10 protein-coding genes are annotated in these 13,703 nt (G+C 50.0%); 6 read left to right on the forward strand and 4 right to left on the reverse strand.

What is annotated here, in order from left to right; all coding sequences use genetic code 11:
- The first annotated feature begins 22 nt into the window (after nt 1-22).
- The 4 genes from B212_RS30825 to B212_RS0105360 all read left to right on the forward strand — a co-directional run bounded on the left by B212_RS30825 (nt 23) and on the right by B212_RS0105360 (nt 6,476).
- A complete protein-coding gene (locus tag B212_RS30825) occupies nt 23-1,831 on the forward strand; it encodes a sensor histidine kinase (protein ID WP_019909421.1) in 1,809 nt (602 codons plus the stop codon).
- A complete protein-coding gene (locus B212_RS0105350) occupies nt 1,824-3,341 on the forward strand; it encodes a response regulator transcription factor (protein WP_019909423.1) in 1,518 nt (505 codons plus the stop codon). The genes B212_RS30825 and B212_RS0105350 overlap by 8 nt, the downstream gene beginning before the upstream one ends.
- 164 nt (nt 3,342-3,505) lie before the next feature.
- Nucleotides 3,506-4,942 carry a glycoside hydrolase family 43 protein gene (locus B212_RS30830; RefSeq protein WP_019909424.1) on the forward strand — a complete coding sequence of 479 codons (1,437 nt, stop codon included), beginning with the start codon at nt 3,506-3,508 and terminating at the stop codon, nt 4,940-4,942.
- A 19-nt stretch (nt 4,943-4,961) separates the two neighbouring features.
- Nucleotides 4,962-6,476, forward strand: coding sequence for a glycoside hydrolase family 43 protein (locus tag B212_RS0105360; protein ID WP_019909425.1), 1,515 nt, complete (start codon nt 4,962-4,964; stop codon nt 6,474-6,476).
- A gap of 17 nt (nt 6,477-6,493) precedes the next feature.
- On the opposite strand, the gene B212_RS0105365 is transcribed toward B212_RS0105360, so the two are convergent.
- Nucleotides 6,494-7,285, reverse strand: a complete 792-nt coding sequence (locus B212_RS0105365; protein WP_019909426.1) for a helix-turn-helix transcriptional regulator — start codon at nt 7,283-7,285, stop codon at nt 6,494-6,496.
- A 278-nt stretch (nt 7,286-7,563) separates the two neighbouring features.
- Here B212_RS0105365 and B212_RS0105375 point away from each other — a divergent pair, with 278 nt between their 5' ends.
- Together B212_RS0105375 and B212_RS0105380 are read left to right on the forward strand one after the other, a co-directional pair.
- Entirely contained in the window at nt 7,564-9,081 is a 1,518-nt protein-coding gene (locus B212_RS0105375) for a carboxylesterase/lipase family protein (RefSeq protein ID WP_019909428.1), read from the forward strand.
- 32 nt (nt 9,082-9,113) lie between these two features.
- Nucleotides 9,114-9,896 carry an alpha/beta hydrolase gene (locus B212_RS0105380; protein WP_198015832.1) on the forward strand — a complete coding sequence of 261 codons (783 nt, stop codon included), beginning with the start codon at nt 9,114-9,116 and terminating at the stop codon, nt 9,894-9,896.
- A 115-nt stretch (nt 9,897-10,011) separates the two neighbouring features.
- Here the strand turns inward: B212_RS0105380 and B212_RS0105385 are convergent, their stop codons facing one another.
- Genes B212_RS0105385 through B212_RS0105395 form a run of 3 tightly spaced genes read right to left on the reverse strand, consistent with a single transcriptional unit; the run spans nt 10,012 to nt 13,699 of the window.
- On the reverse strand, nt 10,012-11,775 hold the full coding sequence (locus B212_RS0105385; RefSeq protein ID WP_019909432.1) for a hypothetical protein: 1,764 nt from the start codon (nt 11,773-11,775) through the stop codon (nt 10,012-10,014).
- A gap of 41 nt (nt 11,776-11,816) precedes the next feature.
- Nucleotides 11,817-12,785 carry a carbohydrate ABC transporter permease gene (locus B212_RS0105390; protein WP_019909433.1) on the reverse strand — a complete coding sequence of 323 codons (969 nt, stop codon included), beginning with the start codon at nt 12,783-12,785 and terminating at the stop codon, nt 11,817-11,819.
- Entirely contained in the window at nt 12,782-13,699 is a 918-nt protein-coding gene (locus tag B212_RS0105395) for an ABC transporter permease subunit (protein WP_019909434.1), read from the reverse strand. The genes B212_RS0105390 and B212_RS0105395 overlap by 4 nt, the downstream gene beginning before the upstream one ends.
- Nucleotides 13,700-13,703: the final 4 nt, after the last annotated feature.

Genomic DNA, 13,703 nt, shown 5'->3' on the forward strand with positions numbered 1-13,703 from the left:
CAAGGGGGAGGAGGGGAGCGGCATGAAGGGTACACGCAAACCATCTGCCATCGTAAATGATATCCCGCTCAAATATAAATTTCTGTTTATCTATCTGCTATGCGTTCTTGTCCCCATACTCAGCATTAACGCTCTCTTCTATGTTCAGATCAGCCGTAATGTGGATGCCCGTGAAAGGGAGAATCTTGAGATTTCTGCAGAGCGGGTGGTCTATGATTTCATGCAAATCGTGAATGAATGTGTGGCGATCAGCAATACGGTTGCCGCAGACCGTTCCTATAATGAAATTATGGATTATACTTATCCAGATAACGAGGCTTATTATGAGGCCTACAACAATGTTCTGAGGGATAAGCTGAGGCAATACAGCAATCTGCATTCCTACATTTACTGGATGGGGGTGTATACTACGAATCCGACTATCCAGAGCGGCGGCAGTTATTTTGTTTTGTCCGATAGCGACAAGGAGAGTGAATGGTACCGCAAAATTTCCAGTGGCACGGATAAGGTGCTGTTAACCTCATATCAGGGAATCAACCCGCTCAATCCGCCTCAGCAGGAGGTGTTTGTCAGCCTTATCCGCAAATTGGACAGCTTTACAGGACAGCCTTACCATAAATATCTGCGAATTGATCTGCGGTTAAGCAGTGTGCAGGAGCTGTTTCAGAAAGAACGCGACTATTTGCGGTTCAAGCTTCTGGATGATCAGAGCCGCATTGTGCTGGAATCGGATCATTCCTACTACTCACTGGATAAAAACGTCTTGTTAAACGTTGATACGGACGATAGCCAGTCGTCCAAGCAAATTGTCCGCACTTTGGGCAATGCAGGGTATACGAAGGACTGGAGGCTGATCGGAACCCCGGAGGGCCGAGAGGTTAATCATGAAATGAGCCGTGCGCTTCGAGTCTCGCTGATTTTTGCGCTGCTGACGATAATTATCCCTACTCTATTGATGATTGTAATTTTACAATCGTATAATCTGAGGGTCAGATTGCTCTATAAGCATATGAAGCTTGTCAAATACGAACAGTTTGAGAGCATTGATATGTATGAGGGGAAGGACGAGATCGGCGGTTTGATCCGCAGCTTCAATCTAATGACGGAGAAAATTCGCGACTTGATCAATGATGTGTATAAGCTGGAAATTCAGAAAAAGGACCTTGAGCTAGAACGGGTAAGAGCTGAATTGAACTATCTGGAAAGTCAGGTGGACCCGCATTTCCTCTTTAATACGTTGAACGCCATATTGGTCATTTGCAAGAAATACAAGTATGAAGAGGTCACCTATGTGATTCAGAATCTGGCCCTAATTCTGCGCAGACTACTAAGCTGGAAGGACGATCTGATCACCGTCGAGGAAGAAATATCTTTTGTTGAAATGTATCTGCAGATTGAAAAGTTTCGCTTTCAGAGCCGGTTCACTTACGATATTGATATTGACCCCGCCGTGCTGAATTGCAGGATTCCCAAAATGAGCGTCCAGGCACTGGTGGAGAATTCCTGCAAGCATGGCCTGCAGTCGGTCAAAGGTCCAAGGAAGATTCACGTATATGCGACTAAGAACGACGCTGGTCTAATGATTGTTGTGACTGACAACGGTAAGGGAATCGGGAAGGAGAAGCTGGAATGGATCGAGTCCCACCTGCAATCGGAGCAAGACTCCGGCAAAAATATCGGGCTCCGAAATGTCTATAAGCGCCTGATGATGTATTATGACGGCAGAGCCCGGTTCACCATAGAGAGCACTGAGTATGAACGGACGTCTATCATAATTCAAATCCCCATGGATCTGACAATGGTTCCCAAAGTGGAGGATTCACATGTATAAAGTTGTTTTGGCAGACGATGAAACGATTTCATTAGAGGGATTAAGAACGTTGACGGATTGGGAGGAATTGGGCTTTGAGATCTGCGGAGCATGCGAGAACGGGGAAGAAGCGTTAAGCGCGGCTGCTGAGTGTTCGCCGGACCTTGTGATTACAGATATCCGCATGCCCGGTATGGATGGCCTTGAGCTAATCAAGCGCATCCGTCAGATGCATATGGAGCAGCCTGTCTTCATTGTCCTCAGCGGTTACGACGAGTTCGAATACGCACGGACAGCACTCCGTTATGGTGTGAGACACTATTTGTTGAAGCCTGTCGTTGAAGCGGAGTGGGAGAAGGCGCTGGCCTCCATTACGGACGAGTTGGAAGCGCGCGTCAAGCAGAAGCTGCAGCAGGCCATGCTGGCGAACCGGCTTCTTCCCGTTGCCATTGCCCGTATGCTTGAAGGGCAATGGGCGGAGCCGGAAGAGGAGCTTGCCGAACAAATGGATCGTCTGGACGAGACAGTTTCGGGATGGACTTATATACATGTGGATGGCCCCAAAAGCAACATCACGGAAATCTGCCGGGAGCTGGCCGGCTCGGTGGGCGCCTTGTTCATTGATTTATCCGGCGATCAGGCGGGGCTTGTTGTGGAGAGCTCAGCCCGGGCGGCGGAGCTCGCTGAGGGGATATATGCCGACTTGTCAAAAAACAGCCTGAAAGGGTATGTGAGTATCGGGCCGAGTGTGCATTCTCTTCGGGAGCTGCCCGTCTCCTATAGGGTGGCTGCGGGGGCCGCTGCGCGTCACTTGTTCTATTCGGAGGGAGGCGGCCCCATTGATACGGCCACGGATGCCCGGAGCAAGCTTAGTTATACTCTTCCTGCCGCAGGTCTGACAGAGGAGCTGATGAATGCAGTAGAAAGATTGCAGGACCAGAAGGCCAGCGATAAATTAAAGGAAATGTTCAGGATGTTCAGACAGGATAGGACGGCTCCTGAGGTTGTTCAGATGACCAGCATTGATATCGTGCTGAAAAGTATAGAGCTGGTGCAGGAGTTCGGAGGGACGGCTGAGCAGTGGAGCGACTCTTTTGATTTTTTTAGAACAGAGCCAAAGTCGCTTGCAGCTCTGGAAGACACACTTCAGGTAGTGTTGAATTCCTGTATGGAATATATCCGGCAGCACAAGGGCCGCAGCTCCGAGCATCCGCTTATACGGGTGGAATACTTCTTGAAGGACAATTATTCCAAGCCGTTGACGATAAAAGAGATTGCGGAGCAATTCTATATCAATCCGGTGTATTTGGGTCAGGCTTTTATCAAGAAGCATGGAATCAGCATTCTGGAGTATATTCATGATTTGCGTATAGAAGCAGCCAAAAAGTGGCTGATCGAAACAAACGACACCGTTCGAAGCATTGCGGATAATGTAGGTTATATGCATTACCATCATTTTCTGAGAGAGTTCGAGAAACGGAATGCGCTGAAGCCCGTCGCTTACCGCAACCAGGTACGAGGTGAAGGATGATGGGTATGTTTCTTTAATCTTGGTAATGGAAAACGCATACAAAAACGATATCATGAACTTGAACTGTCTGAATGATTGAATTGGAAAGCGCGAGACTGGAGGCTCTACAACGGCTATAACGAGACCGATCCTGTCAAGCGCAACAAAATCATGGAGGGAATCAAATGACAAATCAACTGACTCAGGCTGTTGGAAAGATCCCGGCAAACGGAAATCCGCTGGTTGCACACAGATACGGAGCTGATCCTTATGCACTGGTATTCGGGGACAGGGTCTATCTGTACATGACCAATGACGCGCTGGAGTACGACGGGAACGGCACGGTGAAGGAGAACACCTACAGCAGCATCAATAAGATTGCGGTAATTTCCTCCGGTGATCTGGTCAACTGGACCGATCACGGCGAGATCGCGGTGGCCGGACCTGAAGGGGCGGCCAAGTGGGCTACCCAATCATGGGCGCCGGCGGCAGCCCACAAAGTGATCGACGGTAAGAATAAGTTCTTCCTGTACTTTGCCAATAATGCCAGCGGCATCGGCGTTCTGTCGAGTGACAGTCCGGTGGGGCCATGGATTGACCCTATAGGAGAGGCGCTGATTCTGCGCTCCACCCCGGGGGTCGAGGCTGTAACCTGGCTGTTCGATCCGGCGGTTCTGGTCGATGACGACGGCAAGGGCTACATTTATTTCGGAGGCGGAGTCCCGGAAGGACAGTTCGCGGAGCCTGGCACAGCAAGGGTCATGATGCTGGGGGATGATATGACCAGTGTAACGGGTACTGCTGAGGTTATCCCGGCCCCCTTCATGTTCGAGGATGCCGGGATACATAAGCGGAACGGTGTCTACTACTATACGTACTGCTCGAACTTCTATGACGGGGAGCGTCCGGAAGGTTGTCCGCCTGCGGGAGAGATTGCGTATATGACGAGCGGCAAGCCAATGGGCCCCTGGACATATCATGAGACGATTTTGAAGAATCCGGGCCATTTCTTCGGAGTATCCGGCAATAATCATCATGCAATTTTCCAATTTCATGATGCATGGTACATCGCTTATCATGCGCAGACCTTGTCCAAGGCACAGGGCATTGCGAACGGCTACCGTTCGACGCATCTCAACCGCCTCTCCCATCATGAGGATGGCACCATTCAGGATATTGAAGCCGACTACAAGGGCGTGCAGCAGACCAAAGCCCTGAATCCATATGAACGTGTACAGGCATCTACGATGGGGTGGAGTGCGGGTGTGAAGACGGAATTCAAGGCAGCCCGGGAAGAATGGATTGTAACGGATATTGACAATGGCGACTGGATCGGGATGTCCGGAGTAGACTTCGGAAGCCATGGGGCTGAAGCATTCAGCGCTTCGGTTATGGTCCTTGAGGGCGGCGGTACCCTTGAGCTGCATCTGGATGAACCGGGCGGCATACTGGTCGGCAAGCTGTCTATACCCGGGACGAATGGGCCGGATGCATGGGTGGAGCTGAAGACGGAGGTCAAGGGAGCAGAAGGAGTGCACCATCTGTACCTGGTGTTTGCGGGCGAAAGCGGGACCGGCCTGTTCAAGCTGGAGTCCTGGCAATTTACGGAGCAGCGGGGCTAAGTCCAAGGAGGGCAATACATTGAATAACACCATCATTACCAATCCTATTATATGGGCAGATGTTCCGGATGTTGACGTTATCCGGGTTGGGCCTGTGTTCTATATGGTCAGCACCAGCATGCATTGCATGCCGGGCTGTCCGATTATGAAATCGGTTAACCTGAACGATTGGGAAATCGTTAATTATGTATATGATACCTTTGAGGATAACGAGGCCCACCGGCTGCAGGACGGTAAAGGCATTTACGGCAAAGGCTCCTGGGCGGCATCCCTCCGTTACAGGGACGGGTTCTACTACGTCATCTTCTCATCCAATGACATGGATCAATGCTATATCTACCGGACAGGGGATATTGAGCATGGGACATGGGAGCGTTCGGTAATTGCGGGGCTTCATCATGATCCGGGTCTGCTGCTGGATGACGATAACCGCAGCTATGTGATCTACGGGAACGGCGATATCCGAATCAAGGAGCTGACGGAGGATCTGACGTCGGTGAAGCCCGGCGGAACCGACCAGTTGCTGCTTGAAGGCGAACGGGAAGAAATCGGGCTGCGGATTGAAGGCTGCCATGCGTATAAGCTGAATGGTTATTACTATTTATTCTTTATTGAATGGCCGAGAACCGGCAATCAGCGCAGACGCCAGCTATGCTACCGTTCTCGCGAGCTTCTGGGTCCCTATGAGCGGCGGATCATTCTGGATGATGCGCTGGGCTACCATAATAACGGTGTCGCGCAAGGCGGCATTGTTGATACTCTGGGTGGCGATTGGTACACGGTGCTGTTCCAGGATCATAATGCCGTCGGACGGATTCCCTGCGTGTTCCCCGTGAGCTGGGAGAACGATTGGCCGGTTATCGGGGAGAACGGCACGGCGCCGCAGATCTTTGCGACGAAGCTTCCTGCTGCGGCGCCGAAGCCGCTTGTCATCAGCGATGAGTTCGATTATCCGGTCAATCGGCTGGCGTTGAACTGGCAGTGGAATCATAACCCTGACAACGGGTTATGGTCTGTCACTGAGCGGCCGGGGCATCTGCGGCTGCGCACCGGGCAAGCTGCGGACAGCATCCTGCAGGCGCGCAATACACTGACGCAGCGAACGGAAGGCCCGGCCTGCAGCGCGGAGACGGTGCTGGACCTCTCCGGCCTGCTGCCCGGCGACCGGGCGGGTATGGTTGCGCTTCAAAGCGGATTTGGCACAGTCGGAATCGCCGCCGGGGAGCAAGGCATGTTCCGCGTGATTATGTGTGTCAACGGCGGTGACGGCTGCGAGGAGATCGTGGAGAGTATAGCGTTCACGGGTGACCGGGTTTATTTTAGAATTGATTTCAATTTTGAGAACGGCCTGGATCGGGCCAATTTCTTCTATTCGGAGGACGGAACCGATTGGAAGCCGATTGGCCGGACGCTGTACATGGTATATACACTGGATCATTTTATGGGCTACCGGGTGGGCTTGTTCAATTATGCAACCAGGCTGTCCGGCGGCTATGCCGATTTCGATTATTTCCATTATCATCGGCAGAATTAGGTGTGGACCGCTTCATATTAGTTGTCCGCCGGGGTTTCCGGTTCTTTGTAGGCAAGCTTGTCACGGTAGGCCCGGGGGGAATAGCCGGTAAGCTGCCGAAACTGCCGGCAGAAATGCTCCACATTGGCATAGCCGCAGAGCGCTGCAATTTCGGAAATTTTGTATGGGCCAAAGCCAAGCTTTTCTTTGGCCAGCCGAATCCGGCAATGAATGACATCCTCCATGCAGGAAATACCGAAGGTTGATTTATATATGGTTTGCAGATAACCTGCGCTTATGTGCAGATACTCGGCCATGGATGAAACAGTCCAAGGGTGGCCCGGGTTACTGTACAGAGTCTTGCGCAAATTCAGTAAATTATAATATTGCGGAATCAGCTTGTCCTGGGACGCTTCGCACAGCTTGTTGAAGAAGATTCTGAACAGATAGTCGATGGTAAGCTCCCGGTAGTCGTTCTGAAAAGTGTTCTCCAGGGTCAACAATTGAAATAACTGATGGCAATAGCCGGGGTCCGGCAGCGAGAAGGGCACACCAACAGGCAAAGCATTTTCTGTAATATAGGATTCGTCCGCATCGAAACGGACCCAGTCGTTAACGTATTTATTGGAACAAGCACGGTAAAAAATGGTGTGCTTAGGCGGATATAGAACAACAGAGTGTGCGGGATATTCCTTCAATTCTCCGTTAACTTCAAACAATGCCGCAGTTTGTGTGAGTACCAGAAGCCAGGCATCCAGCCCTTCGGGTATGCTGTATACAAAGTCGTATGGATGAGCAGCATCATATTCTACGTAGTGAATTGTGGGCATTGGCTCCCCCTTTATTTGGATAGATCAATTATTGGACAGGAAATATCATTGTTTGGAATTCACTGGTTTTCTATAATTTATATTGTAAACAAAGGGCATCTGGGAATATCTCTGAATTCTATCACTGATTTACGATTGTCTGGCCATTAGAAATTATCAATATGAAGGAGGGCTATGTGCTTCATGATACCACAACAAAACAAAGATCGGAATTATATCCTTAGCTATACCCGGCTGCTGCAAGAAGCAGAAGTATATATTCTGAAAGGAGCAAAGCGATGTTAAGAGTAGTACGTGTGGAGAATGGTATAGTACAAGGTCTGTCTGCGGCTGATCCGCGCATTACCAGCTTCAAGGGAATTCCGTTTGCGGCCCCGCCTGTGGGGGAGAACCGCTGGCGTGCTCCTCAGCCTGCGCAAAACTGGGAAGGTGAATTGAAAGCGTTTGATTTTGCCCCCATGTCGATGCAGGCTCCGACTGTCATAGATGTGAATAATATTTATTCCCGCGAATGGGCGGTCGATCCGGAGCTTCCGATGGAAGAGGACTGTCTTTACCTGAATGTCTGGACACCGGCGGTCAGCGCGGATGAGAAGCTTCCCGTCTTTGTATGGTATTTTGGCGGAGGACTTCAGGTCGGCCATACGGCTGAAATGGAGTTTGACGGCGAACGCATTGCCCGCCGGGGGGTTGTCGTAGTGACCGTGAATTACCGTCTGAATGCCTTTGGCTTTTTGAGTCATCCCGAGATTACTGCCGAATCTCCCGGGGCTCCCGCGAATTTCGGGCATCTGGATCAGCAGGCGGGTACGCAGTGGGTGAAACGCAATATCGCCTCTTTTGGCGGAGACCCTGACCTGATCACCATCGGGGGACAATCCGCCGGCGGCGGAAGTGTGCTGAGCCAATTGACCTCGCCGCAGAATGAAGGGCTGTTTCAGCGGGCCGTGATTATGAGCGGGATTTTTACGCCGCTGTACCCGAACAACCCGGTGCCTCCGATGGACCGTACTCTCACTGAGGCCGAAGAAGAGGGAGCGGCCTTCTTTGAATTTATGGGGGTATCGACTCTGGAAGAGGCCCGCAGGCTGGATGCAGTCTATATCCGCGATAAAATGCTGGAATACGGCATCTTCTGGGGGACGGTCATAGATGATCAGTACTGTCCGGGCAACCCGTATAACCTTTTTCTGAAGGGGCAGCACCATAAGGTGCCGGTCATGCTGGGCAATACCTCCTCCGAATTTTTCGGTGTTCCCGATACCGGCAGCGTGGAAGAATTCAGAGCCTTGGCTGTTGAAATGTTCGGCGGAGAAGCGGAGGAGTATCTTAAGTTATGCGCCGCTGATGCAGGGAAGCTGGAGGAGATGCTTCAGAGGGCTTCCGTGAGCAATATTGAATATGCAGTCCGTGTTGCCGTTAAGGCCAACAGCGATTCCGGCAGCGGTGTCCCGATGTATTATTACACCTTTGCTGCCGAAATTCCGGGCTGGGATAATCCGGGAACCTTCCATTCGGTGGATCTGTGGTTTCACTTTGAAACGCTGGCCAAATGCTGGCGGCCTTTTGTGGGCAAACACTACGATCTTGCCCGCCAGATGTGCAATTATCTGGCTTATTTCATTGGGACGGGCGATCCGAACGGCAAAGATTCCACCGGCGCGGAGCTGCCTCTCTGGAAGCCGTGTACGCCGGAAGCGCCTTACGGCATGGTTTTTGCGGATAAGGCAGAATTTGTGAAGGAGCCTCCGGGTGAGGTTATGCAATTTCTGGTTGAGCAGCATTTCAAGCGTTAATCCAATTCATATCTAAGAGAGGAATGAGCGGCATGAACGAGAGCAGTCCGAAGGATACGATACCCACTGCCGGGTACGACACGGAGAGGGAAGGGATTGCGCGGGGAGAGATCAGTACTATAGAATATCCCTCCACAACGGTAGGCAGCACCCGGAAGGCAATGGTCTATACGCCGCCCGGCTATTCTGCCGGCCGGGAATACAGTGTCTTGTATCTGCTGCACGGGATCGGCGGAGATGAGCTGGAATGGTACAATCACGGCAAGCCCCAGATCATTCTGGACAATCTGTATGCCGATCGTAAGCTGAAGCCCATGATCGTCGTTCTTCCGAACGGCCGGGCGATGCGGAATGACCGGGCGGAAGGAGATATTTTTGCTCCCGACAAGCTACAGGCCTTCGAGACCTTCGAAGCGGATTTGCTCCATGATCTTATCCCCTATATCGAAGCGAATTATTCGGTCCTGACGGACCGGATGCACCGCGCCATTGCCGGATTATCCATGGGCGGAGGGCAATCCCTGAATATCGGTCTGAACAATCTGGACCGGTTCGCCTGGATTGGGGCGTTCTCCCCGGCGCCCAATACGAAGCTGCCCGAGCTGCTGGTGCCGGAACCGCAGAGGGCCGCCGAACTGCTCAGCCTGCTCTGGCTATCCTGCGGTGACCTGGACAATCTCAAGAATGTCAGTGACCGGACCCATGCCTATTTATCGCAGCAATCCGTGCCGCATATCTGGGTGGAAGAGAACGGTGACCACGATTGGCCGGTCTGGAAGAACGGCTTATACCAGTTCTCCAAGCTCATATTTTAGCCCAACGCCTGCTGATATCCCCTGCTTGTAGCTGCAACTGAATACGATAAAAAAAGGGGGCGTTCCCAACAGACCGGCTATGGCTGTTGGGAATGCCCCTTATTCCTGCAATGATTTATTTACTCGCGACCGCATCGGCACGCATTTTAATGATTTTTTGTGCTCTTTCCGTATCCGTCGCAAGGACATCATTCCAGCCGAGACCGACCACATCGGTCTTCAGCTTGGTCCAGAGCTGATCGAATTCGGCCTGATCCTTGGCAAATATCATTTTCCAGGAGGTGTTCTTAACATAATCCGAAATCTGGCTTCGCTTATTCTTGATGTCCGACGAATCCGATCCTAGGCTTGTATTAATGTTGGGTACGATATCTATCATATTGTTTTTCTGATAGTACTCTGTAGGTGTGACTGCATTATACGCCTTCTGCCATTCCGTAGTCAGAACAGTCTTGTTCGCCTCTATGGTTGAGCTCCAATAAGTGCTGTTGTAGAATTCCTTCGTTTCGGGATCTACTACAAAATCACTCATAATCATAGTGTTAAGCTTGCTCTGCCCGTCTTGATATCCTCCGCCTCCATACTCCTCAGGAACGGGGGTATTGTTCTGGAAAGCGGTCTGGCCCACTTCAGTCAGCTTGAACTTGCCGTCTGCCGTTTTTTCATAATTGAAGCCTTCGAATCCATTGGTGTAGTAGCGCAGACCTTCAGGGGAGGCCAGCCAGTCCATAAATTCAATGATTCTGTCAGGATTCTTCGCTTTCGAGCCGACAGCAAATACTCTTCCGTTCCCGAAGTAGGCATCACTGCTCTGAATAATATGGGTATCGGCAATCGGAATGGCAACATTGCCATCGCCTTTATTGCCTCTTTCAATGGTATTGTAGAAGCCCCTTTGCCATGAATACCATAAGAGCAGAACCTGTTTGCCGGTCAGCTTCTCAGAGACCTTATTCCAATCCTGGGATGGCGAGTCAGGGTCAACCAGCCCCATCTTATTGGCGTCATAATAGAACTTAAGGATTTTCTTGTACATACTGTTGTCGTCAATGAGCGGAACGATATCGCCTTTTGCATTCAATTGAATTGTTGTGGTCCCGGTGGGCTGCTCATAGCCATACCAGTTGCTTAACCAACGAACGTTCTCCATGCTTCCGTTGTCCCAATCCTTCCACAGAGTAATTGGAACGATTGGTTTTCCGTCCGGCGTTTTGGGATATTTCGCCTGCATTTGTTTCAGAGCGTTCATCAGATCCGTGAGATTGTTCAGTTTGGGGGAGCCTATCCCCTTGTAATAATCCCAAGGCAGCATTGGACTGGAGTAAGGGATTTCTTCCGAGAAGGTTGTTGGGGAGGTGTCCGATACAAAGGTCGGCAGCCCATAAATTTTGCCTTCAGGATTTGTAGCTTCGAATGCAGCATTGAAGGGTTTGAAGTGATTGTCAACATATTTGGAGAGGTATTCGGTATTCTTGATCTTATCCGTAATATCCATAATTAGTCCTGCCGGAATCAATTCCTCCAACTGGCTGTTGTCGATAATCAGCAGGTCTCCCAGATCTCCCGATGCCGACCTTGTCTTGTATAACTGGTCACCGGCAACCTGCGGAGAAAGAATATTTAATGTGATATTGAATTTATCCTTAATTAGCTTTCCGTACCATCCGGTCTGTTCTCCCTGGTAATTCGCCGCATTGTCAAACACGGTAATTGTCAGAGGTTTGCTGTGATCAATCCCTGTCTCCGGATTGGATGACCCGGTTGCTGTACCCGCGTTGCCTGAATTGCTGCTGCATCCGCTGATTGCGGCCGTTCCCAGAAGGATGGAGATCCCAAGCAACAGCATCGGATTGTTGGCCAGCTTTCTGTGTTTATTCATTTACAGCCCCCCAAATGATTAATTTATCATAATAGTGCAAATTAACCTTTGACTGCACCAATTATAATTCCTTTTACAAAAAACCTTTGAAAAATCGGATAAACCAGCAGAATAGGCGCAACTACGATAATCGTAACTGTCATGCGGATGGACGTGGTGGTTTGCTTGGTGGCCAGACTTGCCATAGCTGTTGATCCGGCATTTTGCAGATTGACCATGGTGGATAAGGAGCTAGCCTGATTGATGTAGTTATACAGAATAAACTGCAAACTGTATAATTTGCTGTCGGTCACCAGCAGCAGCGTATCCTGAAAGGAATTCCACTGGTTGACCGCCGAGAATATGGCGACTGTCGCGAGTATCGGTTTGCTGATGGGCAGGATAACCTTGTAAAAGATCGTGATCGTGCCGGCTCCGTCAATACTTGCCGCCTGCTGCAGTTCCTTCGGCGTGGATTCCACAAACGTCTTCACAAGAATGATGAAAAATGGAGCTACGATGGATGGCAGGATGTACGCCAGGAAGTTGTTGGTCAGATGCAGGGAGCGCATAGTCAGATACCAGGGGATAATTCCGGCACTGAAAAACATCGTAATAATGGTGAAGCGATACCAGAATTTTTTGCCCCACATATCCTCCTGAGCAAACATAAATCCCAAAAAGGCAGAGGCTCCAACCGTCAAAATCGTTCCTATAACCGTTCTCCCCAATGAAACGACAAATGCATTCCACAGTCCCGGTATTTTAAAGACATCAATGTAGTTCTGGAAATGGATTTGCTTCGGCAAGAATACAATTTCACCTTTGGCGCTGAGATCGTTGGCGCTTATGGTGTTGATAATGATCGAGTAAAACGGATAGATACAAATAAATGCAAAGAGTGAGAACAGGATATAGTTCGTTACAGAAATCACTTTGTCGGTTGTACTGACCTGCATTTTAATTTTTTTGGAGAAGCGGCTGTTATGTTCTTTAGCATTCGGCGCAAGCCCTGTTTGGTTGTCACTCATACGATGCCCTCTCCCCTTAACATTTTGGACAGCCCGTTTACAAAAAAGAGAAGCACAACACTGATCAGGCTTTTCAGCATACTGATGGCAACGGAAACGGAATAGCTGCCGCCGCCCATGGCCAGATTGTATACATATAAATCCAGTACTTGTATGGTGTCCTTATTAAATGCATTCTGAAAAACGAAATATTGCTCCAGTCCATTATTGAGGAAGCTGGCAATCTGGAGCATCAGGAGAACAAAATAAGTCGGCAGCATACTTGGCAAAACCACATGACGTATGACCTGCATTCTTGTTGCGCCGTCTACATAAGCTGCTTCATACAGGGATTCATCAATTCCCATAATCGCCGCAATATACAGAATGGCCGACCAGCCCAATGTTTTCCATGTAGCCCAAAACCACATCGTAACCCAGACATGGTCCGAGTTTTGGAGGAAGAGTACAGGTGAATCAATAAGACCCATTTGGCTCAAAAAGCCGTTAACTGCCCCTTCACTTGAGAACATAGAGAACGCCAGGGAGTATACCAATACCCAACTGATAAAGTTTGGCAGCGTGGTTACCGTCTGTATAAATTTGCGGAAACGCACGGCCTTGATCTCCGTCAGGAAGATGGCAAAAAACATAGGAAGCCAGGAGAACAATATACCCAGTCCGCTCATACCAAACGTGTTTTTGATGACTTGAAGCAATTGATCCACTTTCACCTGATTCTCTATCAGGGAATGAAACCATTTGAAGCCGACGAACGGCGCCTGTGACAATGGAATCGGCGGCATATAGTCAAAGAATGCGTAAACCCATCCGTAGAGCGGATAGTAGGCAAAGACGGCAAGTAAAACCATGAAGGGCGAAATATAAAGAAACTTTTTGATCGAATTGCTTTTCATGCTGTGAGTGCGCATCATTTCA

The organism is Paenibacillus sp. HW567, assembly GCF_000374185.1.
In the GTDB taxonomy this organism is placed as follows: Bacteria; Bacillota; Bacilli; order Paenibacillales; family Paenibacillaceae; genus Paenibacillus_AQ.